Consider the following 21889-nt stretch of genomic DNA (forward strand, 5'->3'; position numbering starts at 1 on the left):
CATGACATTGTCATCAAGCCGCTCGAAGAGAAATGCCCGCCCTCTCGTTCGGATGCAACATGGCCGCCAAAACTCTTTCGGTCCAGCCGACCATCGATCCCTCGGCCAGGCTGCACGACACCAGGCTTGGGGCCTACACCGAGGTCGGCGCGCGCACGATTTTGCACGATGTGACGATGGGCGATTACTCCTATGTCGTGAACGACGCCCAGATCACCTACACCACCATCGGAAAATTCTGCTCGATCGCGGCGATGACACGGATCAATCCGGGCAATCACCCGATGCACCGCGCCACGCAGGCGCACTTCACTTATCGTTCGAGCGCCTACTTCGAAGGCGAGAGCGACGATACGGAATTCTTCGACTGGCGGCGCCAGCATCACATCCATATCGGCCATGACGTCTGGATCGGCCATGGCGCGATCGTGCTGCCGGGCCGCAACATCGGCACCGGCGCGGTGATCGCGGCAGGCGCCATCGTCACCAAGGACGTGCCGGCCTACACCATCGTCGCCGGCAATCCGGCGCGCATCGTCCGCCGCCGGTTCTCGGAAGAGATCGCCGGGCGGCTCGCCAGGCTCGCCTGGTGGGACTGGGATCACGACAAATTGCGTGAAGCACTGCCCGATTTCCGCAAGCTCGGGATTGAAGATTTCCTCTCGACATATGAAGCACGGGCAAGTTCTCTCAACAGTCCTCTTGGCAGCAGCAAACAAAGCGCGGTCGCGTGACAGACATTTTCCTTGAGGGCGGCCGGACCCTGATCGGCTCCGAGCTCGTCGAGACTTCACTTCTCGTATCCGGAACGGACATTGCGCAGCTCGACGCTTCTCGCGGCCGGACGCGGCTTGCGATCGACGCGCGCGACCTGCTGGTGCTGCCCGGCATCGTCGATCTGCATGGCGATGCCTTCGAGCGGCAAATGATGCCGCGTGCCGGTGTCGACTTCCCGATCGATGTGGCGCTCGCCGACAGCGACCGCCAGGCGATCGGCAACGGCATCACCACGGTGTTTCACGCCACGACCTGTTCGTGGGAGCCGGGCCTGCGCAGCGCCGACAATGCGCGCGGCCTGATGGAAGCGATCGAACGGCAGCGCCCGCAATTCGCGGCCGATACCCGCTTCCACCTGCGCCACGAGACCTACAATCTCGATGCCGAGCAGGAGATGAGCCAATGGCTCGCCAAAGGTCGCGTCGACCTGTTCGCCTTCAACGACCACATGGACGGCACGGTCGGGGACATGGCCAAGCCTCGCAAGCGCAACCGCATGGTGGAGCGTACCGGCCTGTCGAGCGAGGAATTCGACCGGCTGGTGGGACACGTGCTTTCGCGCGCCAGCGAGGTCCCGGCTTCCGTGTCGCGGCTTGCCGCGACTGCCCGCGCCGCCGAGGTGCGGATGCTTTCGCATGACGATGCGACGCCGGCGGTGCGCCAGGGCTTTCGCGCCATAGGCGTGGCGATCGCGGAGTTTCCGATCAACGAGGAGACGGCGCGGGAGGCAGCCAGCCACGGCGATGCCATCGTCTACGGCGCGCCGAACGTCGTGCGCGGCGGCAGCCACACGGGCTGGACCAAAGCGTCCGACATGATCGCCAAGGGGCTCTGCTCGGTGCTGGCCTCGGACTATTATTATCCCGCGCAGCTGCTCGCTGCGTTCCGCCTCGCAGCCGATGGCGTGCTGCCGCTGACCGAGGCCTGGAACCTGGTCTCCGCCGCACCCGCGCGCGCGACCGGCCTTGCCGATCGTGGCGTGCTCGCTGAAGGACGGCGCGCCGACATTCTGCTGGTCGACGACAGCGTTCCGCTGCGACCGCGACTCGTGGCCGTCATCGCGGGCGGCAAACTCGTGCATCTCACCGATGCGACGCGGCTGCTCGCAGCAGTGGCAACGCCGCGCGAGGCTGTCGTTGCGGCCTAAACCGGTTATGCTGCGGCGATGACAGGTCTTTCCCGCTACGCGATCTATTTTGCGGCAGGCAGCAACAGCGCCCTCTCCCGCTTCGGCGCCGAGCTGCTCGGCTACGATGCCCATACCGGCAACGAATTGCCGTTTCCTAGCGACACACTGCATGCTGCGCCCGATTGGCGCGACATCACCGCAGATCCCCGCAAATACGGCTTTCACGGCACGCTGAAGGCGCCGATGGCGCTCGCGCCCGGCACGACCGAAGCGGAGCTTTCGACGGCCTGCGCGGCCTTCGCCGGCGAGGCGCGGACGATACCGGTGATCCGCCCGATCGTCGATTCCATCAGTGGTTTTATTGCGGTCATTCCGGCCGAGCCGGTCGATGCGCTTCAAGAGCTCGCCGCCGATTGCGTCCGCGAGTTCGATTCATTCCGTCCGGCCCTGACGGCGGAAGATCGCGGGCGGCGGAAGCCCGAGAAGCTCAGCGAACGGCAGCGCGACTATCTCGATCGCTGGGGCTATCCCTACGTGATGGAGGAGTACCGCTTCCACATGACGCTGACGGGGCGGCTGGACGCGGAGCGCCGCGGGCCGATCTTGGAGATGCTGCGGGCAAGGTTTGCTGCGCTCGATCTCAACACGCTAGCGATCGATCGCTTCGCGCTGTTCAGGCAGGGTGACGCCAAGGATCGCTTCCGCATCATCGGCGAGTGGGCTTTGACGCAGTCAAGCGTCAGTGCCAGCTCGCGAGATTGAAGGCGAGGGCCACAACGCCAACCAGAATGAGGCTGGTCGCCCAGATGACATCCAGATTGAACCAGCTTCGCGAGACGAATTTCAATCCCAGATGGCGGTAGACCAGCCACGCCAGACATCCGCCGGCGCCGACCATGGCGGCAACGTGCACCAAAGACACCAGCACCGCCATCCCGAGGCTTGCCTTGATCAGCGCGCCGGCGGCCTCGTGGCCGGCATCGAGTTCGAAGGCCTGGCAGAGCCCGAGATAGATCGGCACAAGCATCAAGGCGGCGCCGTGGGCAATGGCGACGGCAAATGACCAGAGCGCCAATTGCGTTGGCGGAATTCGTGCCAGCGTGCGCGGATGGCGCCGCTCGACCAGCCGATAAACGCCGAAACCAATGACGAGAAGGCTCGCGCCGAGCTGGATCGGACGCTGCCACTCGGCCAGCACGAGCAGGAACGCGAATGGCAGCAGCACGAGAAATGTTGCCAGGAGATGTCCGGCCGCCAGAGCCCACAACGCGCGAAAGAGCCCGCGCGGGCTCTTGTCCATGAGCCCGGCCGAAACGGCGAGCGGCCAGCCCATTCCCGGATTGACCCCGTGATAGAGACCGCTCGCAACAAGAGCGAGCCACAGCCCGCCGAGGCTTGCGTGTGCCCAATCTAGGCCGACGGGTAGCAAAACGAGTCCGTCGAACAATCGCCGCCTTCCAGCCTGATCTGGTGCGCACGATATCCGTCGGGGAAGCTCACGAAGTAGTCCTTGTCGAGCTCGAGGCCGCCATTGCGACCGACATTGGCCATGACTTCCACACCCGGAACGCCATCGGGATAGAACTGGTCATCCCAGGTGGAATAGAGCGAATTGGTCCAGTATACGCGCCTGCCGTCGCGGCTGATCTCGACCATCTGCGGACCGGCCGCAAATGCCTTGCCATTCGGATGGGGGGTGCGGCGCGCGACGCCGCCGATGTGAACCGAGCCCGCAAGCTTCGGCTTTCGCGGATCGCTCACGTCGTACTGGCGCATTTGACCCGTGCCCCAGCACGAGACATAGAGAAACCGGTCATCCATCGACAGGTCGATGTCGGTGACCAGCGGCGGTACGGCGCCAAAGCCCTGGAGCAGCGGCGGGAGCTTCTCTTTTGGCGCGGGCTCGGGCGGGATCGTCGCCGTCTTCTCGGCATGGAATTTTCCGCCTTCGCGCCACCAGGTCCAGATCGAGGCTTCGAGATTCGTGGTGTCGACCACAACGCCCACGAAGCCGTATTCGCGAACCGGATCGTGCGCCGGCCGTACCTCCAGCGCCATCTGATGATTGGCGCCGAGGTCGATGGTCTGCACATTGCGACGGGCGCGAAGATCCCAGAAGTGGAGACGGTGGCCATATTTGTTCGCGAGCAGATCTTCCGGGACAATCCCGTTCTCGAACTGCGGCGGCAACGCCCATTCACTCGTCACCATGTAATCGCGCGGCAGGTTCCACCAGAAATCATAGTGCAGCGTCTGCGGACCGCGGTCGATCTCCCACCGCCCGAGGACCTCGAACGTCTCGCAATCCATGATGAAGACGCCTGGAGGCCCGTTGGTGCCATCTTTGCCCCCGCCACCCAGCGTGCTCACATAGATGCCGTCCGGCCCGCAATGGATGGTATGCGGCCGCGAGTAGCCGGTCTTTTTGAAGACTTCCTCAGGCTCGATGATCTTGTGGATTTTGGCCTTGGTCGGATCGGGCTTGGTATCGATGATGTAAATCCGCGACGAGCGTATCCCGGGGATGATGAGATAGCGCCGCTCGATGAAGGCATGCCCGGCGAGCGGTGACAAGGCGGAGGAGCAGGCATTCCAGCCGAAGTGATGAAACTCATCGCCCTTGTTGGGCATCGTCACGGTGTGGACGATTTGGCTGTAGGTCGGCGATCCCGGCTTGACGTCGATGACCGCGAGAGCATCCGGTTTCGAGAAATCCGGACTGAGCAGCAACGTGTAGGCAAAGTTCTCCGCAGGTGCTTCCATCGCAAGCTTGGGCGATGCGTGAAAGGTGGGATCCGGCCTCATCGTCATGGCACTGCCTCCCTGTTTCGTCGGCTCGCTCCAGCCTGGCTCGGAATAGCGGCATAATGAAGAGCTGTTGCGCGATGTCTTGAGATGCTCCGCGGGCCTGGTTGGCGAGCGTACAATATGTCATCGGCGGCTTGCGGGAAACCGCGCGAACCGCGTTAATTCGACGCCTTCAACCAGATGGCAGCTGGCGGGATCAGGCCAGGGCGCGCTTGTCCGGGACGACGGCGGAGGCTACTTCCCCCACCGCAATGCCATTGCATCGCGCTCCTTGGCCAACTCCAGCAGCCCTGCCCGTGTCGCCGGATGCAACGGTTGCAACGGATGCCGCACTGCGTCCGACTTGATCACGCCGCCGGCCTGCATCATCGCCTTGCAGGCGATCAGGCCGCATTGGCGGTTTTCGTAGTTGATCAGCGGCAGCCAGCGTTCGTAGGCGGCTTTCGCCTCCTCGCGCTTGCCCGCGAAATAGGGATCGATGATCTGGCGGATGCCGTCGGGATAGCCGCCGCCGGTCATCGCGCCGGTGGCGCCGGCATCGAGATCGGCGAGCAGCGTGATCGCCTCCTCGCCGTCCCAGGGACCCTCGATCGCGCTGCCGCCTGCCTCGATCAGGTTGCGCAGCTTGGAAGCAGCGCCGGGCACCTCGATCTTGAAATAGCGGATGTTGGCGAAATCGCGCGCCAGCCGCGCCAGCAGCTCGACCGACAGCGGCGTGCCGGCCACCGGCGCATCCTGGATCATGATCGGAATGTCGATCGCGCCGGACAGCACCTTGAAGAATTCGACGACGCCTTTCTCGGGCACGCGGAAGGTCGCGCCGTGATAGGGCGGCATGACCATCACCATGGCCGCACCGGCCGCCTCGGCCTGTTGGCTGCGCGCGGCGCAGACGGCCGAGCTGAAATGCGTGGTGGTGACGATCACGGGAACGCGGCCCGCGACATGCTCCATCACCGCATGCATCACGGTCTCGCGCTCGGCATCCGTGAGCACGAACTGCTCGGAAAAATTGGCGAGGATGCACAGACCATTCGAGCCGGCATCGATCATGAAATCGATGCAGCGGCGCTGTCCGTCAAGGTCGAGCTCGCCGCGCTCGTCGAAGATGGTGGGTGCAACCGGGAACACGCCGCGATAAGGGCGCTGGGCCTTGTGGTGTGGCGTGACCGGCATCGAACTCTCCATCCCTGATCTTCTCGACATCTGCCGCGGCGCTGGCGCAGCGTCACAGATGTACCCGCCGCGCGCAGCGGCAGCAATGCCGATTGCGCGACGTGGGGATAGAGGATTGTCGAAGCTACGCGGTCTTCACCGCACCTAGGAAGCCCTCGACCGCTACGCGGAGACGATCGGCGTCGGCCGACATCTTCTTCACGGATTCGGACAGCACCGAGCCGGCATTGCCGGTCTCCTGGTTGAGCCTGGCGACGCTGCCGATGGTATCGGTGACCTCGCGGGTTCCCTGCGCGGCCTGCTGGAAGTTGCGCGAGATCTCGGTGGTGGCGGCGCGCTGCTGTTCGACCGCGGCGGCAATCGCCGTCATCTTCTCGTCGATGCCGCTGATGGCGCCTCCGATCGCGCGGATGGCAGTGACCGCCTGGCCGGTCGCGCCCTGGATCTCCGCGACCTGGCGGGAGATTTCTTCCGTCGCCGTCGCCGTCTGCGAGGCGAGACTCTTCACCTCGCCGGCGACCACGGCGAAGCCGCGACCGGCCTCACCCGCACGCGCGGCTTCGATGGTGGCGTTCAACGCCAGGAGGTTGGTCTGCCCTGCGATGGCGTTGATCATCTTCACGACCTCGCCGATGCGGCTAGCGGTCTGATCGAGGATCTCGACCGTCGCATTGGTCTGTGCTGCCTGCGACACGGCTTCGCGGGCCTCGCGGGCGCTGGCCTGCACCTGCGCGGAGATCTCGCCGACGGACGCGGAAAGTTCCTCGGTCGCGGCTGCGATGGTCTCGAGATTGTTGGTGGCCTGCTCGGCGGAGGAGGAGACCGCCGCGGTCTGGCTGCTCGATTCCGAAACCAGCGAGCGCACGTCGGTCGCGGTGGCATCGAGTTCCTTCGTCGACGCCGCAACGCTGTGAATGACGGCTTGCACGGTGTCGTCGAAGCTGCGGCAGGCCGCATCGACGGTGCCGGAGCGGGCGAGCTGGAGCGCCTGCTGCGATTCGCGTTCCAGGCCCAGGCGTTCCGCGGTCGCCGCACTCTCGCGCAGGCTTTCGAGCGCAGCCGCCATGGTGCCGAACTCGTCGGGATGTCTGGATTGCGGAACGGGCGTGGCGTAGTCGCGGGCGCTGATCCTGGCGATGGCGTCCAGGATGGCGCGCACCGGGCGCATCAGGCGATTGCGCACCACGTACACGCCGGCCAGGGTCACCGCCAGAGCGAGCAGGAACGCGAGCGACTGCACGACGAGATTGGTGAGCGCCTTGGCCTGCACCGTCTCCGCCCGCGCGATCGACTGGTCGAGCGCCTTGTTCGCCACCGCGACGATGGACGGGAAGGGTGACTGGCACAGCGTGTTCCATTCCGAGGCGGGAAGCGCGGGCTTGCCGCTGCCGTCGAAATTCTTGGTGAGCTCGCCGATCTGCTTCAGGACGCCATCGGTTTTGGCCTTCGCGTCCGTCGCTGCCGTAACCAGTTCCGCCGTCACGCCGGGCGCAGCCAGCAACTCGCCCATGCCCGCCCAGCCGGAGGCGATCGTGCCATCCCACTGCGCCACTGACCGCTTCTGCGCGTCGTCGAGCGGCTTGCTGCTGTTGACGTTGGATCGAAGGGACGAACAATGGATTCCATAGCGGTCGCGCACCTGCCAGGCGAAGCGGCGGACCTGGATCATGCGCGCGATGTAGGGATCGTCCGTCCAGGCGCGGTTCGACACCGCGGTGGAGGCGAGGTTCGCCGTGTCGATGACTTTGGTGACGGCATCGTACCAGGAACTGGTCCGCTCGATCTTGCGCTCGGCGCGCGGACGCTTGGCCTCGTCGTAGAACAGCTGGAATTGCGGCGCGGCGTCGCTCCAGCCCTGCTTCAATGTGCCAGCGAGTTCGTCTCGGCGGGCGAAGTCGACTGTGGCGAGCGCGGCGCCGATGGCGTCATAGCCGCCCTGCTCGGCCTTCTCCGCCGCCTCGAGTTTTGTCCGCGGGTCGTCCTCGCCGAGGATCGCGCTCTGCGCATCGCCGCGATTGTTGCGCAGCGCCAGCACGCCATGGAAGATCGCCTTGTCGGCGGCGGCAAGCCGCGCGGTTTCGAGACTGTCGCTGTAGCGGCCGAACGCCCCGACCATCTGGATCGCCGTGGAGGCCAGCGCACCGGCAGCCAGCAGGGCCATCAATGTCAGGAGGAGCGAACTTACCGATTTCTTGAACATTGCCATGGTGTCGGGGGGCCTGGGTCGGGGGCCTAATCTTTCGAGCGCCACCTTGCCCCGCGACATGCCAATGTTTCGTTAAGGTTTTAATCGAATTGCCGTGAGCTTCCGGCCCGACAAATCTTCATCATGCGGCCCCGATATCAGCAACTTTGGTGAAATCGGGCGGGCGGCGCTCGGCGAAAGCGGTGAAGGCCTCGCGCGCCTCGGCGGTGCGCAGACGCAGTCCGAACTGCTCGCCCTCGGCGTTCATCTGCGCGACCAGCGCTTCGCCATTGCGCATCAGCTTCTTGGTGGCGGTGAGCGCGCCGGCCGGCTGACGGGCAAGACGCTGCGCCAGCGCGAGCGCCTCGGCATCGAGCTTGTCGAGCGGCACCACGCGGTTGGCGAGCCCCCATTCCAGCGCGGATTTGGCCGGCACCGTCTCGCCGAGCGCGAACATCTCGTAGGCGCGCGCGTGGCCGATGCGCGCCGGCATCAGCAGGCTGGACGCGGCCTCCGGCACCAGCGCCAGGCTGACGAAGGGCGTCGACAATTGCGCGTTGTCGGCGAGCACGACGAGGTCGCAATGCAGCAGCATCGTGGTGCCGACGCCGACGGCGCGGCCCTGCACGGCGGCAACCAGCGGCCGGGTGCAGCGCGCCAGCGACTGGATGAAGCGCACGACGTTGCGGCTTCCTTCCGACTTGCCCGCTGCGACCGCGGCGAATTCTCCGACGTCGTTGCCGGCGGTGAACATGTCTCCCTCGCCGCGGATCAGGATCACGCGGGCCGACGGATCGAACTCGGCGGATTCGATTGCATCGGCGAGCTTGCCGTACATCGCATCCGTCAGCGCGTTCTTCTTGTCGGGGCGCGCCAACGTGAGCGTGAGGATTCCGCCGTTGTTCTCGATCCGGACGTGCTCTGTCATGGGTCTCTCCTTTATTCTCTTGGAAATTTCTCTTGAATGCTCGTCAGCCAGCGCGTGACGATGTCGATCTCCGCGCTGGTAAATCCGTCCGTCAACGCCGCGTTGACCTCCGCCGCGTTGGCCTTCGCCTGTGCGAGCGCCGTGCGGCCCTTCGGCGTCAGCCAGACGCGCCAGGCGCGCCCGTCCTCGCGATCGGCGCGCCGCTCGATCAGTTTTGCAGCTGCCGTGCGGTCGACGAGGCCGGAAATGCCGGCGGGCCCCAGATCGAGCGCCGCGCCCGCCTCGCCCATCAGCACGCCGTCCTGCTTGCCGAGGATGAACAGCAGTCCCGCCTGCGCCGGCGTCACCTCGCTCGAAGGCTGCGCCGCCATCCAGCGCTGCAAGCGCCGCTGCGCAACGCTCAGCAGGTAGATCAGCCGATGATGCCTCGCGCCGGCCGATTTAGTTCGCATGCGAAGTAGATAGCCGAGGCCGACCGAGTTGTCAAAAGGACTTGCTAGGCCGCCGCTGCGCGGCAGCCGCCGAGGAACAGAACCGCGCAGGTCTGCACCCGACGCTCGATCTGCTTGCGTGACGGCAGAGGCAGGCCGCCATAGATCGCCGCGCGTTGCGGCGCCGATGCGACCATGCCGATCAGCATGCCGGCGGCCTCGTCGACGTCGTCGAGCGCGATGAGCTTCTTCTTGACCTGGACTCGGAGCCAGCGCGCGAGCGCAGCGGCGGTTCGCGATATGCCGTTCCTGTAGAAATTGGCGGCGAGTTCGGGGAAAGCGGCCGATTCCTGAAGCACCATGCGCTGCAACGCCACGACCTCTGGATCGAGCGCAAGATCGGCGCAGGCCAGCAGCGCGGCGCGCAGGCCGACTTCAATGTCGACTTCGTCGCTGGCCTGGAGATCGACGGCAGAGAGCAACCGCTCGAGCCGGTCCGCGCACATCGCCTCGAACAGCACGGCCTTGCCCGGAAACAGCCGATAGAGTGTCTTGGTCGAGATGCCGGCGCCACGCGCCAGCTCTTCGGTACTGGTCGCGGCATAGCCGTCGACGGCGAAGGCGTGGCGGGCGGCCTCGAAGACGATCTGCTTCGTCTCCTCGTCGCTGCGCAATTGCGGCCGCCCGCGCGGGCGGCATTCACTTGATGGTTTTGCCTGAGCCATGCTTTTGAATGATGCCTGTCATTCCATTGACAGTCCCAAAGCTAGTTCTATTTTGGAAATCGTCAAGTTTCCTAATTCAGGGGAGCCGGCCATGACCGTGCACACCAACCCGTCCAAGTCCGAAGCCGTCGTGATTCCAGGCGATGCATTGGAGGGCATTCTGCCCGCCACGCAATCCCCCGCCCGCACAAGAAAGCTGAACCTTCGCAAGCTGTTGCTGGCAGGTGCGGCGGCTGCCGCGCTAGCCGGCGCAAGCTGGTACGGCTACGATTATTGGACGGTCGGCCGCTTCCTTGTCTCCACCGATGACGCCTATGTGAAGGCCGACAGCACAACCATCGCGCCGAAGGTCAGCGGCTATCTCGACCGCGTCCTGATTGGCGATAACGAGCATGTGAAGGCCGGCCAGGTACTCGCGAGGATCGACGACCGCGACTTCAAGGTCGCACTCGACCAGGCCAAGGCCGACGTCGCTGCCGCCAATGCAACAGTGACGAGCAAGGAAGCGCAGCTCGACGTGCAGCAGGCCGTGATCGCAGCGGCGAGAGCGACCATCGATGTCGACAATGCCGCGAAACTTTTCGCCAAGCAGGAGAACAAGCGCTACACCGATCTCGCGGCGACGGGCTTTGGCAGCGTGCAGAACGCGCAGCAGGCGCAGGCGCGCGACGCCGGCGCCGATGCGGCGATCCAGCGCGATATCGCCAATCTCACCTCCGCCTTGAAGCAGGTCGATCTCCTGAAGGCCGAGATCCTGCAGGCCAAGGCCGCGGCCGTCCGCGCAGACGCGCTCCAGCGCCAGGCCGAGCTCAATCTCGGCTACACCACGATCGTCTCGCCTATTGAAGGCGTGGTCGGCAACCGCTCCTTGCGCGTCGGCCAGTTCGTGCAGGCGGGCACACAGCTGATGGCGATCGTGCCGGCCGAGGGCGCCTATGTCGTGGCCAACTTCAAGGAGACGCAGCTCACCGACGTGAAATCCGGACAAGCCGTCGATATCGAGATCGACATGTTCCCGGGCCAAGTCGTGCACGGTCACGTCGATTCCATCGCACCCGCAAGTGGCCAGGAGTTCGCGCTGCTGCCGCCCGACAACGCCACCGGCAACTTCACCAAAGTGGTGCAGCGTATCCCCGTCAAGATCGCGCTCGACGCCCGGCACGGGCCCGCAATCGCGCTCCGGCCCGGCATGTCCGTGATCCCGACCATCGCAACACGTTCGACCGCGCCGACCGCCAATGCCGCCGCCGCGCCCAAAGCGAAGCTCGTCTCCGGAGGGTCGTGCCATGTCAAACAGCCTCTCACTTTCGACGCAAGCAACACCGGCCGCGACGTCTGATCGCCCGGTCGCCGATCCCAACCGTGCGAGTGCCGCGACCTGGATCGCGGTGCTTGCCGCCATGATCGGCTCGTTCATGGCGATCCTGAACATCCAGATCACCAACGCCTCGCTGCTCAACATCGAGGGCGGCATCGGCACCGGCGCCGACAACGGCTCCTGGATCTCGACGTCGTATCTGATCGGCGAGATCATCGTGATCCCGCTGACCGACTATCTGAGCCGCGTGTTCTCGTTCCGCCGCTACATGCTGGCGAGCGCGGTACTGTTTGCGGCGTTCTCCGTCGCCTGTGCCTTCACCCACGATCTGCCGTCGATGATCGCGATGCGCGGCTTGCAGGGCTTTGCCGGCGGCGTGCTGATCCCGATGGCGTTCACGCTGGTGCTGACCAAGCTGCCGAAGCCGCAGCAGCCCGTCGGGCTCGCGATCTTCGCGCTGTCGGTCACCTTTGCGCCGGCGATCGGTCCGACCATCGGCGGCTATTTCACGGAAAACTACGGCTGGCGCACCATCTTCTTCGTCAACGTGATCCCGACCGCTGTCATGGTGAGCGCGCTCTATCTGACGCTGGAGCGGCAGAAGATGCAGCTCGGCCTTCTGAAGGATGGTGACTGGGCCGGCATCGTCACCATGGCGATCGGTCTGTCGGCGCTACAAGCCGTGCTCGAGGAAGGCAACAAGGACGACTGGTTTTCCTCACCCTTCATCATCAAGCTGGCGGTGATCGCGGCCGTCAGCCTCACGCTGTTCATCACGATCGAGCTCACGATCGAGAAGCCGCTGATCCGGTTGCGCCTGCTGACCCAACGCAATTTTGGCTTCGGTACCGTTGCCATGACCATGGTTGGCTTCGCGTTGTTCGGCTCGGTCTACATGCTGCCCGCCTATCTCGGCCAGGCGCAGGGCTACAATGCCGAACAGATCGGCAATGTGCTGGCATGGACCGGCCTGCCCCAACTCGTGCTGATCCCGCTGATCCCGAAACTGATGCGGCGCTTCGACACGCGTTATATCGCGATCACCGGGCTTCTGATCTTCGCCTACAGCTGCTTCATGAACACGGCGATGTCCCCGGACTATGCCGGCGACCAGCTCTGGATCCCGAACATCGTGCGCGCCGTGGGACAAGCCATGGTGCTGACGCCGCTGACCTCGGTCTTGACCGGCGGCATCGCACCGCAGGACGCGGCAGCGGCCTCCGGCATCAGTAACATGTTCCGCAACCTGGGCGGCGCGATCGGCACGGCGACGCTCGCCACCATCATCACCAAACGCGAGCAATTCCACTCCAACATCATCGGCCAGTCGGTCACGCTCGGCCGCGAGGAAGTCCGCACCCGGATCGCGCAGATGACCGAGTATTTCATGGCGCACGGCGTCCCCGATCCGAACGCCGCGCGCGAGCAGGCCATCGTCGCACTCGGCAAGACCGTGAAGCGCCAGGCGCTGGTGATGGGTTATTCCGACACGTTTGCCGTGATCGGCGTGGTGCTGGTGCTCGCCGCGATTGCGGTGCTGCTGACGCGGCGCGTGAAGGCGGCTGGCGGGCCGGCGCATTAGGACCTCGCCCATCACTCGCAGTTTGTCGCAGCTATCAGGCTTGACGGCCGCTTCTTTTTATGTTCCCTTTTCGTTCTTATCTATTTTAAGTTGTGTAAGGGCATTTGATGAACGAAATTGTGCCGATTCAACTCATCCTGCATAACGACGGAGACGTTCCGCGCGAGTTTTTCGTCGACCTGTTGCGCCGTATCTTTGGCAAGTCGGAGGACGAGGCAGCCTCCGTCATGGCCAGCATCGAGAAGCACGCGACCGCTGTCTGTGGTCCTTATCCACCATCCGTTGCGGACGCACTACTGGAGTCTGCCCGGCGGCGCATCGCCTTCGCCGGCCATCCTCTCCTGATTACGAGCGAAACGGCGAAGCCGTGCTGCGGGCTTTGCGACCAGCCTACCGCAAAATCGGAAGTTCATTTGACGAACCGCACAGTCTGGCTGTGCGCCGAGTGCGTGCTCGCTGCAGCAGCCGCATCCCAAGAACTACCCGAGGAAGAGTTCAACTATGCGTTCGGTGTCTTGAATTGGCATTTCTCCGACATCTCGCGTAGCCAGCTCGTAACCACGGTCCGCCAGTTTCCCGGCCACATGCGAGCAGACGTCCAGACTGCCATCGACCGCCTATTCGCCTCGCCGATCCGGTTGCTAGGCATCGCCGAGAATCGTCACGAAACGGTATCCATGGCCCGACTGATGCAGAACGATAATTTCGCGGTGGCGATTGCACCACTTCAGTACAACGACGTGGACATTGGCGAGCAGGCACCGGCCAAGTGCCTCGACAATGGTCTCTGGCTTTGCTCTGCATCCGGCCTTCGCTACGCGGTGCTGCTGGCCGTTCATCGGGAATATAGCCGCGAGACCGGCGTGCGGATCGAAATCATGGTGCCGGCCGGGGTCGCGGGAGCAGCACTTGTCCAACAATGCTTCACCGCACTGGAGGACGCAGTGCAGGCCGCGCGCACCTATCGCGGCAAAATTTTATCGCTCGATGTCGATTCCGACTATCGCGGCCGTTCTCGCGGAATCACAGTGCACAGACTTCCCTCGGTCGGGCGTGACGAGGTGATCCTGCCCGAGCAGACGTTGCGACTACTCGATCGCAACGTATTGAACTTCGTAGGGACGCGAGACATGCTGCGCCACCTCGGGCAATCGACCCGCAAGGGCATTTTGCTCTATGGACCGCCCGGCACCGGCAAGACACACACCATTCGCTATCTTGCGACCCATCTGCCCGGACATACGACGCTAATCATCACGGCCGAGCAGATCGGCCTGCTCGGCGCCTATATGAATCTTGCCCGCCTCTTGCAGCCCGCCATGGTGGTTATCGAAGACGTCGACCTGATCGCACGGCAACGCGAGAGCATGAGCGGCTGCGAGGAACCGCTGCTCAACCGGCTCCTCAACGAAATGGACGGCTTGAAGCAGGACGCTGACATCCTGTTCCTGCTGACCACCAACCGTCCCCAGCAGCTTGAGGGCGCCCTCGCCGGTCGTCCAGGTCGGATCGATCAGGCCATCGAAGTGCCGCTCCCCGATGAGACCGGCCGCGGCAAGCTGGTCCGCCTCTATGGCAGAGGACTGCCGCTCGACGACGCGGTTATCGCCGAGGCGGCCCGGCGCAGCGCGGGTACAAGTTGCGCTTTTATCAAGGAGTTGATGCGACGGCTGGCGCAGGCGAGCCTCGCGCGCGATGGCGGTAACTCCGTCATTTCCGCCGATATCGACGAAGCGCTCGACGACATGTTGTTTTCCGGCGGGCGGCTGAATGCACAGTTGCTGGGAGGCGCACAGGCGATGGCAGCGGGATGAGACCGCCGCAACCGCGGTCGGCGTCCCCGGACCTCACGGCGCGCAGGTGAAGCTTGCCGCCTCCGTCACCGAGCCGCTCTTGTAGTGCGGCCAGGCCGGCCAGCGGCACAGCGGCAGCGCGCGAAGCGTCGCAAACGACGGTGCTTCGACCTTCTGCTCGGCGACTTCGAGGTCGCCGGGCGCCTTGCCCTTCTCGACCCAGTCGACCAGCGCGCTCAGCATGTCGACATTGGCCGGCGCGCCGGAGCCGACATGGTCGACCCCGGGCGCGGTGTAGAGCCGCGCGAATTCGGCCGTCTCGGCATTGCCGAGCTTGCGTTCGACGCTCTCGAAATAACGGATGCCGGCATAGGGGCTCTGCGCATAGTCGGCCATGTGCTCGAGCATGATCAGCCGGCCGCCGCGGCTGCGAAAGCGGCTGAGATCGGGATCGGTGGAATCCATCAGGCTGGAGACCTCGAGCAACCGCGCCTTGTGCTGTTCGGGCTTGTACGTCGTCACGTCGAGCTTGGGATCGCGCGCGAACACATATTGAATCCCGCCGGCGCCGTAGATCCAGGCGATGCCGTTATTGGCCGCAGGCGGTTGCGCGGGCGATGCCGTGCCGAGCCACCACGCGACCCAGCCGCCAGTCGGGCCAACCGCGGGCGTGTCCTCACCCGACACGCCCCAGCCCGGATAATCGTCGAGGCCGTTGGCCAGCGCGAACGGGAATTTGTAGGTCGTATGCAGCGTGTCGACCGCCTTGATCTGCGCGTCGGTGAGGCACTGGTCGCCCGTCTTGCCGCTGGTGCAGCGCAGGGTCTCGACCTTGAACGCCGCCTTGCAGGCGACGGGGTCCTGCACCAGCGCGTCATCGGAGCCGTCGGCCTTGTCGCAAGCGGCCCGCACGGCGTCGCCCACGAGCTTCACCTGCTTCGGATTGATCCAGCCGTCGCCCATGGTCGCGAGACCCGAACGGGTGCCGGCATGCTGCAGCCCGACCCAATTGATGACGGGCACGCGGGCAAAAATGCCGTCGAAGTCGTCGGGATAGCGCTGCGCCATCGTCAGGCCTTCGCGGCCGCCTTCGGACGAACCCATGAAGTACATTTTCTCCGGCCTCTTGCCGTAGGCGCGCTGCATCAGTGCGACGGCGGCATCGCGCACCTTCTTGTAGGCGCGATGGGCGAAATTCTCGAAGGCTTCGTCGTTGAGCGCGAACAGTTGCGGCGGTTCGCCCGGCTTGGACTCGTGGCCGGAGTCGGTGCCGTAGGTGACGAAGCCGCGCGCGAGCGGCGACGGCTTGTCGAAGGGGTAGGCCGGCGGCAACGTCAGACCGGTGATCAGCACGCCGTTGAAGCCGCCGCCGCCATATTGCAGCGAACGGCCGTTCCATTCGACGGGTAAGTTGACCTGAAACTTGATCGGCGGCGCCTTGGTATCGGTCGGATCGATATGGCCGAGCACCTTGCAGAAGCCGGGATTGGCGGGCGTGACGCGCCCCGACGGCGTCGGGCCGCGTTCGGCCACGGCCAGTTGCGACGGCGCCTGCAACGTTGCGGAATCGATCTTCACGGCATCGGTCCCGCCGACGAGACCCTTGCAGACCGTGTCTGCATCCTCGGCCATGGTCGCTGCCGACGCGCTGCTTGCGCCCAGCGCAGCTGCCGTACCTACAAGCAATGCACACAGCTTCGCACTCGCTCGCGTCATCGTTTTCACCCCGGCCTGTTGCGTTCGACAGTTGGCCGCATTGAATGCAACCTTCGCTCCTCCGTCAATCGCTCATGCCAGAATTCCGTTCAGAACGATCCCAACGCGCCGCCCAAAACGATCACGACCACCAGCGCCAGCAGCGACGTCACGATGCCGACCATCACGATGTCGAAATAGCTGTCGCGATGGGTCAGGCCACAGATCGCGAGCAGGCTTACCACGGCACCATTGTGCGGCAGGATGTCCAGCGTCCCCGAGCCGATCACCGCGACGCGGTGCATCAGCGAGAGGTCGACGCCGGTGCGCGCGGCAAGGTCGACATAGGTCGGGCCGAGAGCGTCGAGCGCGATGGTCAGGCCGCCCGACGCCGAGCCGGTCAGCGCAGCGAGAATATTGGTCGCGACCGCGAGCGAGACCAGCGGACCGCCTTCGATCGCAAGCACCCAGTCGCGCACCGTTTCGAAAGCCGGCAGCGCCGCGATGACCGCGCCGAATCCGACGAGGCTTGCAACGCTGAGTGCGGGCAGGACCGATGCATTGGCGCCGGCGTCCATGGTCTGCCGCAACGAGGGAAGCCGGGTCCAGTTCAGCACGATGGTCGCGACGATGGCCGCGCCAAGTGCGACGCTGACCGACCATACGCCGGCGACAGCGGCCAACGATATTCCGCCGAAGCGCTGCTCGCTCAGATACGACACATCGAGCCGCGGCAACACCAGGAGTGACATCACGAGATTGACGGCCACGACGACTGCCAATGGCAGGATGGCGCTCGCCACCGGAGCAGCCCCGTCGCTGCGGCGACCGTGCCGGATCTCGGCCGGATCAAACTCGCGTGCGGTCGTCGCGCGCTCGCGGACCAGCTCGTCATCGGCGGCGTGCTCGGCCGCGCGCCCCGCACGTCCTCGCCATAACCTTCTCCGGCACGGCGGGCCGCAGCCTCGGCTCGCTGCAGCCACCACAGGCCCGCGCCGAGCATGATGAGGGACGCGACGATACCGAGGCCTGGCGCGGCAAACGGCGTGGTGCCGAAGAACGGCATCGGTATCGCGTTCTGGATCGACGGCGTGCCCGGCAGGGCCGACATGGTGAAGGTCGACGTCCCGAGCACGATCGCGGCCGGAATCAGCCGGCGCGGAATCGCGGCCGCGCGGAACAGCGACTGGGCCATCGGAACGATGACGAAGAACGCGACGAACAGGCTCACGCCGCCATAGGTGACAAGCGCGCCGGCCAGCACGACCGCGAGAATCACGCGTCGCTCGCCGAGGCATTGCGCCATGAAGCCCGCCACGGCCCTCACCGCACCGCTGTCGTCCATCAACTTGCCGAAGACGGCGCCGAGCAGGAAGATCGGGAAGAACTGCGCCAGAAACCCCGCCGCATTCACCATGAAGATCTGGGTCAGGTTCGCGAGCAGCGGCTCGCCGCCGAACAGCGCCGCGACGAGCGCAGCGAACGGCGCGAGCAGCAGGACGCTCCAGCCGCGGAAGGCAAACAGGACGAGCAGACCGAGCCCGACGAGAATACCGAGAAGACCCACGCCTCAGCACTCCGCCAGGAGGACGTCGAGATCGGCGGTCGAACGCTGGCCGATATCGGCGCCGTGCTCGTCGAGAAACGTCTGCGCCGCCAGACGTCCCTCGGCGCGCAGCATCGAGACGAACTCCCATTCCGCGTTGAGCTTCGACGACGCCCCGAACTTCGCCAGCATGTCGCTCTTGACGCGGTGGGTCCGCATCTTTGCCCAGCGCGCGCCCTCGCCGCTGCCGGGGTCCGCCGCCTGGCGCAGCAGCGCGATCATGCGCAGCTCCTTCATCAGCGGCGAATTGAACGAGATCTCGTTCAGACGGTTGAGAATCTCCGCAGCCGTCCGCGGCTCCTCGAACGTTTCAGTCGGATTGATCTGCACCAGGATGGTGTCGTGCGCATCGCTCTCGCGCACCAGCGGCGTGATCGTCGGGTTGCCGGCATAGCCGCCGTCCCAATAGGGCTCGCCGTCGATCTCGACCGCCCGGAACATGGTCGGCAGGCAGGCCGATGCCAGCAACACATCCGCCGTGATCTCCGCGTTGCGGAAGATGCGTCCGCGCCCAGTGCGCACCCGCGTCGCGGTGATGAACAGCTTGATGGGTGAGCTCGCGAGCCGCTCGAAATCGATGCTCTCGGCCAGCACTGCGCGCAGCGGATTGTAACCGGTCGGATTGAGATCGTAGGGCGACAGCACCCGCGACATCAGGTCGGTCAGGATGTAGAAGGGCGACGTGTCGAGCGTCCAGCGCCCCATCAGCCGGTCGAGCGGCGAGCGCTGGAGCGGACTGAAGGCCGCGGCCTTCGAAACGCGGCGCCAGTATCTTTCGAGCGCGTCGCGCGCGCCCTCGGCGCCACCCGCGATCCAGCCATCCGCCAGCACGGCCGCATTCATCGCGCCCGCGGATGTCCCGGAGATCGCGGCGATGGTGAGCCACTTTTCTTCCAGGAGACGGTCGAGCACGCCCCAGGCGAAGGCGCCGTGCGAACCGCCGCCTTGAAGCGCGAGATCGATCAGTACGGCGTCCCGTTCCATGGCGGCACTCACGCAACTGAAACTCAAATTCGACGCGATTTGTCACACGTAGTCGAACACCATGGCATACTGTAGAGAGCTTTTGCTGCGAGATGCAACTGGAACGTGGGACCTCCCGCGATCTAGCCTAGTGCTCGAACACCAGCCGCGCGCCGACCGTGCCGTCGAGGACGCGGATCTGCTCCAGCAGCGCGCCTGAATCCTGGCCGCCGAGGTCGGCGTCGAGCACGACGTAACCGAGGTCGCCGGCGGTCTCCAGATATTGCGCGGCGATGTTGATGTCGCGCTGGAGGAAGACCTCGTTCAGCCGGCGCAGCATGCCCGGCACGTTGCGATGGACGTGGCTGAAGCGCGCGCCGGAGGGCCGCAAATGCAGCTGCACCTCCGGGAAATTCACCGCCCCCGTGGTCGAGCCGGTGATGAAAAAATCGACCAGCTTGCGCGCCACCTCGCCGCCGATGCGCTCCTGCGCCTCCTCGGTCGAGCCGCCGATATGCGGGGTGAGGATGACGTTGCCGAGGCCCTGCACCGGACTCTTGAAGCGGTCCGAATTCGAGGACGGCTCGACCGGAAACACGTCGATGGCGGCGCCGGCGAGATGGCCGTCGCGCAGAGCCGCCGCCAGCGCTTCGAGATCGACGACGGTGCCGCGGCTGTTGTTGATCAGGAGGGAGCCGGGCTTCATCGCCCGCAGCTCTTTCTCGCCGATCATGCCTGATGTCTCCGGCGTCTCCGGCACGTGCAGGCTGACGACGTCGCTCTGCGCCAGCAGCTCTTCCAGCTTCTCGACCGGCTCAGTGTTGCCGTGACGGAGCTTGTCGGTGCGGTCGAAATAGATCACGCGCATGCCGATCGCCTCGGCCAGCGTCGAGAGCTGCGAGCCGATATTGCCGTAACCGATAATGCCGAGGGTGCGGCCGCGTACCTCGCGGCTGCCGGTCGCCGACTTGTCCCAGCCGCCCTCATGCGCCGACACCGAGCGCGGGAAGATGCGCCGAAGCAGCATCACGATCTCGCCGATCACGAGCTCGGCGACGCTGCGCGTGTTGGAGAACGGCGCGTTGAACACGGGAATGCCGCGCTTGCGCGCCGCCAGCAGATCGACCTGGTTGGTGCCGACGCTGAAGCAGCCGACGGCGAGAAGCTGGTCGGTTGCCGCGAGCACCTCATCGGTGATCTGGGTGCGCGAGCGGATGCCGAGCAGCGACACGCCCTTGAGCGCCCGCCGCAAATCTTCGCCGTCCAGCGCCTTGGTCAGGCGCTCGACATTGGTGAAACCCGCAGTTCTGAACAGGTCCACGGCGCTGTCGTTGACGCCTTCGAGCAGCAGCGCCTTCGCGTTCCGCTCAGGGCTTTGGCCTGGGGCTGGCATGAAATCTCCGTGGGTCACAGCTTTGCCGCAGCTCATAGACCGCGGCGGATGCGCAGCACAATAGGGTTTGGATACGGGGAGAAGATGGCGGTGCGGTCGTCAGATCACGTAAAACCCGTGCGTTCCGTCAAGACGCAGTTGTTCGACCAGGCCGTATTCCCATTCGAGATAGGCCTGCATCGCACGCTCGTCGACGCCGGTGCCTTCATAGGGGCGGCGGTAGCGGTGGGCGGGGTCGGGCTTGGGCAGGACGCGCGGCGGACCGATTTCGAGCGCGCCGTCATAGCCGCCTTCCCGCACATGGACCTCCCAGCCCATCTGCGCGAGCCAGGACGCCGTCATGTCGGCGCGGACGCCCTCGTCGTCGGTCAGAACAATGTGCGCGCCGCGCACCGGCGCCGCCATATCGGTTTCCTGGACGAGCTGGCCGCCGGGATAGTGGCGAAAGCCCGGAAGATGGCCAGCGGCATATTCTTCCGCGTCGCGCACGTCGAAGCGATAGAGCGTGCGATCGGTCTGCGCGACAAGCGCAGCCATCTCGCGCGCGCTGATATGGCGGACACCGGCGCGATAGGCGACATCGCGTGCATTGGCCGGGCCGCTTTCGAATGGGCCGATCGCGCCGCGCCGGTCGGCACCGTGGTCGAGCGTATGCCGCGCCAAGGTCCAGCCGATGGTGCCATTGCGCAGCGCGCGGACCTTGTTCGGCACGCCGGCATTGATCAGCGATTGCGTGCCGATGATCGAGCGGGTGCGGCCGGCGCAATTGACGATGATGGTGGTCTCGGCATCAGGCGCGGCCTGGCCCGCCCGCAGCACCAGCTCCGCGCCGGGCACGCTGACCGAGCCCGGAATGTTCATGGTGGCATATTCGTCGAAGCGGCGAACGTCGAGGATGGCGATGTTGGCCTTGTCCGCGATGAGTTTTGCCACCTCGTCGGCACTGAACGAGGGCGTGTGCCTGCGCGATTCGACCAGCTCGCCAAAGGCCTTGGAGTAGGAGTTGACGTCCTCGAATACTTGATAACCCGCAGCGCGCCAGGCCTTCAGCCCGCCGTCGAGCGCACAAATATTGGTATAGCCGAGGGCGGCAAGCCGTTCGGCGCCGGGCGCGACGAGCCCTTCCCCGTCATCATAGAGCACGATCGGCACATTTTTACGCGGCAGCTTCACCTCGGCTTCGACCGCGATCCGGTCCGCGGCCATGTTGGCGGCGAACAGCGGATGACCGGTGGCGAAACCAGCCTCATGCCTGAGATCGAGCAGCGCGATCTCCTCGCGCAACAGCAGTGCGCGGCGGATATCGGCGGGGGTGACGGTGGGAATCGTCATGGGCGGCTAACCATGGAGGGTTTCGGACAGGAGCGTTTTTGGCCGATC

17 protein-coding genes and 1 pseudogene are annotated in these 21889 nt (G+C 65.1%); 6 read left to right on the forward strand and 12 right to left on the reverse strand.

The annotated features are described in order from the left end of the window. The first annotated feature begins 59 nt into the window (after positions 1 to 59). From ACVWYI_RS36955 to ACVWYI_RS36965, 3 genes are read left to right on the forward strand one after another with little or no spacing between them, the layout of a single operon-like run. Positions 60 to 734, forward strand: coding sequence for a transferase hexapeptide repeat family protein (locus tag ACVWYI_RS36955; RefSeq protein WP_247351363.1), 675 nt, complete (start codon positions 60 to 62; stop codon positions 732 to 734). Next, positions 731 to 1924 (forward strand): alpha-D-ribose 1-methylphosphonate 5-triphosphate diphosphatase, encoded by a 1194-nt coding sequence (locus ACVWYI_RS36960; RefSeq protein ID WP_456664434.1) that lies wholly within the window; start codon positions 731 to 733, stop codon positions 1922 to 1924. Before ACVWYI_RS36955 ends, ACVWYI_RS36960 begins: the two co-directional genes overlap by 4 nt. An 18-nt stretch (positions 1925 to 1942) precedes the next feature. Next, positions 1943 to 2668 carry a DUF1045 domain-containing protein gene (locus ACVWYI_RS36965; RefSeq protein ID WP_456664435.1) on the forward strand — a complete coding sequence of 242 codons (726 nt, stop codon included), beginning with the start codon at positions 1943 to 1945 and terminating at the stop codon, positions 2666 to 2668. Here the strand turns inward: ACVWYI_RS36965 and ACVWYI_RS36970 are convergent. From ACVWYI_RS36970 to ACVWYI_RS37000, 7 genes are all read right to left on the reverse strand, one after another. Next, on the reverse strand, positions 2646 to 3239 hold the full coding sequence (locus tag ACVWYI_RS36970) for a hypothetical protein (protein ID WP_456664620.1): 594 nt from the start codon (positions 3237 to 3239) through the stop codon (positions 2646 to 2648). The two genes, ACVWYI_RS36965 and ACVWYI_RS36970, sit on opposite strands and share 23 nt — an antisense overlap. Positions 3240 to 3316: 77 nt before the next feature. Then, positions 3317 to 4717 (reverse strand): selenium-binding family protein, encoded by a 1401-nt coding sequence (locus ACVWYI_RS36975; protein WP_247445299.1) that lies wholly within the window; start codon positions 4715 to 4717, stop codon positions 3317 to 3319. Positions 4718 to 4948: 231 nt separating this feature from the next. Next, entirely contained in the window at positions 4949 to 5890 is a 942-nt protein-coding gene (locus tag ACVWYI_RS36980; protein ID WP_456664436.1) for a dihydrodipicolinate synthase family protein, read from the reverse strand. A gap of 124 nt (positions 5891 to 6014) precedes the next feature. Then, positions 6015 to 8096: a methyl-accepting chemotaxis protein gene (locus ACVWYI_RS36985; RefSeq protein WP_456664437.1), complete on the reverse strand. Its 2082-nt coding sequence runs from the start codon at positions 8094 to 8096 to the stop codon at positions 6015 to 6017. 121 nt (positions 8097 to 8217) lie between these two features. After that, complete coding sequence (locus tag ACVWYI_RS36990; RefSeq protein WP_456647886.1) at positions 8218 to 9003, reverse strand: enoyl-CoA hydratase; 786 nt, start codon at positions 9001 to 9003, stop codon at positions 8218 to 8220. An 11-nt stretch (positions 9004 to 9014) separates the two neighbouring features. After that, on the reverse strand, positions 9015 to 9455 hold the full coding sequence (locus ACVWYI_RS36995) for a MarR family winged helix-turn-helix transcriptional regulator (RefSeq protein ID WP_456664438.1): 441 nt from the start codon (positions 9453 to 9455) through the stop codon (positions 9015 to 9017). A 44-nt stretch (positions 9456 to 9499) separates the two neighbouring features. Next, positions 9500 to 10108: a TetR/AcrR family transcriptional regulator gene (locus ACVWYI_RS37000; protein ID WP_345946905.1), complete on the reverse strand. Its 609-nt coding sequence runs from the start codon at positions 10106 to 10108 to the stop codon at positions 9500 to 9502. 142 nt (positions 10109 to 10250) lie between these two features. Here ACVWYI_RS37000 and ACVWYI_RS37005 point away from each other — a divergent pair, with 142 nt between their 5' ends. From ACVWYI_RS37005 to ACVWYI_RS37015, 3 genes are all read left to right on the forward strand, one after another. Beyond that, positions 10251 to 11498 (forward strand): HlyD family secretion protein, encoded by a 1248-nt coding sequence (locus ACVWYI_RS37005; protein ID WP_247351379.1) that lies wholly within the window; start codon positions 10251 to 10253, stop codon positions 11496 to 11498. Further along, positions 11446 to 13059 (forward strand): DHA2 family efflux MFS transporter permease subunit, encoded by a 1614-nt coding sequence (locus ACVWYI_RS37010; RefSeq protein ID WP_256467558.1) that lies wholly within the window; start codon positions 11446 to 11448, stop codon positions 13057 to 13059. The genes ACVWYI_RS37005 and ACVWYI_RS37010 overlap by 53 nt, the downstream gene beginning before the upstream one ends. 107 nt (positions 13060 to 13166) lie before the next feature. After that, positions 13167 to 14873 carry an ATP-dependent Clp protease adaptor ClpS gene (locus ACVWYI_RS37015; protein WP_456664439.1) on the forward strand — a complete coding sequence of 569 codons (1707 nt, stop codon included), beginning with the start codon at positions 13167 to 13169 and terminating at the stop codon, positions 14871 to 14873. Positions 14874 to 14906: 33 nt separating this feature from the next. On the opposite strand, the gene ACVWYI_RS37020 is transcribed toward ACVWYI_RS37015, so the two are convergent. The 5 genes and pseudogenes from ACVWYI_RS37020 to ACVWYI_RS37040 all read right to left on the reverse strand — a co-directional run bounded on the left by ACVWYI_RS37020 (position 14907) and on the right by ACVWYI_RS37040 (position 21841). Further along, on the reverse strand, positions 14907 to 16568 hold the full coding sequence (locus tag ACVWYI_RS37020; protein WP_456664440.1) for a tannase/feruloyl esterase family alpha/beta hydrolase: 1662 nt from the start codon (positions 16566 to 16568) through the stop codon (positions 14907 to 14909). A gap of 89 nt (positions 16569 to 16657) precedes the next feature. Continuing rightward, positions 16658 to 18114: pseudogene (locus ACVWYI_RS37025) on the reverse strand (GntP family permease). A 3-nt stretch (positions 18115 to 18117) separates the two neighbouring features. Then, positions 18118 to 19137: a patatin-like phospholipase family protein gene (locus ACVWYI_RS37030; RefSeq protein ID WP_247445306.1), complete on the reverse strand. Its 1020-nt coding sequence runs from the start codon at positions 19135 to 19137 to the stop codon at positions 18118 to 18120. 127 nt (positions 19138 to 19264) lie between these two features. Beyond that, on the reverse strand, positions 19265 to 20509 hold the full coding sequence (serA, locus tag ACVWYI_RS37035; RefSeq protein WP_354104326.1) for a phosphoglycerate dehydrogenase: 1245 nt from the start codon (positions 20507 to 20509) through the stop codon (positions 19265 to 19267). A 99-nt stretch (positions 20510 to 20608) separates the two neighbouring features. Further along, on the reverse strand, positions 20609 to 21841 hold the full coding sequence (locus ACVWYI_RS37040) for a rhodanese-like domain-containing protein (RefSeq protein WP_456664441.1): 1233 nt from the start codon (positions 21839 to 21841) through the stop codon (positions 20609 to 20611). Positions 21842 to 21889: the final 48 nt, after the last annotated feature.

Source organism: Bradyrhizobium sp. LB13.1, from assembly GCF_054056815.1.

Bases quoted from the DNA above. Each gene is read 5' to 3' on its own strand.
- ACVWYI_RS36955 (WP_247351363.1), top strand. From the start codon at position 60: ATGGCCGCCAAAACTCTTTCGGTCCAGCCGACCATCGATCCCTCGGCC.
- ACVWYI_RS36965 (WP_456664435.1), top strand. From the start codon at position 1,943: ATGACAGGTCTTTCCCGCTACGCGATCTATTTTGCGGCAGGCAGCAAC.
- ACVWYI_RS36970 (WP_456664620.1), bottom strand. From the start codon at position 3,239: ATGGGCTGGCCGCTCGCCGTTTCGGCCGGGCTCATGGACAAGAGCCCG.
- ACVWYI_RS36975 (WP_247445299.1), bottom strand. From the start codon at position 4,717: ATGACGATGAGGCCGGATCCCACCTTTCACGCATCGCCCAAGCTTGCG.
- ACVWYI_RS36980 (WP_456664436.1), bottom strand. From the start codon at position 5,890: ATGCCGGTCACGCCACACCACAAGGCCCAGCGCCCTTATCGCGGCGTG.
- ACVWYI_RS36985 (WP_456664437.1), bottom strand. From the start codon at position 8,096: ATGGCAATGTTCAAGAAATCGGTAAGTTCGCTCCTCCTGACATTGATG.
- ACVWYI_RS36990 (WP_456647886.1), bottom strand. From the start codon at position 9,003: ATGACAGAGCACGTCCGGATCGAGAACAACGGCGGAATCCTCACGCTC.
- ACVWYI_RS36995 (WP_456664438.1), bottom strand. From the start codon at position 9,455: ATGCGAACTAAATCGGCCGGCGCGAGGCATCATCGGCTGATCTACCTG.
- ACVWYI_RS37005 (WP_247351379.1), top strand. From the start codon at position 10,251: ATGACCGTGCACACCAACCCGTCCAAGTCCGAAGCCGTCGTGATTCCA.
- ACVWYI_RS37010 (WP_256467558.1), top strand. From the start codon at position 11,446: ATGTCAAACAGCCTCTCACTTTCGACGCAAGCAACACCGGCCGCGACG.
- ACVWYI_RS37015 (WP_456664439.1), top strand. From the start codon at position 13,167: ATGAACGAAATTGTGCCGATTCAACTCATCCTGCATAACGACGGAGAC.
- ACVWYI_RS37020 (WP_456664440.1), bottom strand. From the start codon at position 16,568: ATGACGCGAGCGAGTGCGAAGCTGTGTGCATTGCTTGTAGGTACGGCA.
- ACVWYI_RS37030 (WP_247445306.1), bottom strand. From the start codon at position 19,137: ATGGAACGGGACGCCGTACTGATCGATCTCGCGCTTCAAGGCGGCGGT.
- serA (WP_354104326.1), bottom strand. From the start codon at position 20,509: ATGCCAGCCCCAGGCCAAAGCCCTGAGCGGAACGCGAAGGCGCTGCTG.
- ACVWYI_RS37040 (WP_456664441.1), bottom strand. From the start codon at position 21,841: ATGACGATTCCCACCGTCACCCCCGCCGATATCCGCCGCGCACTGCTG.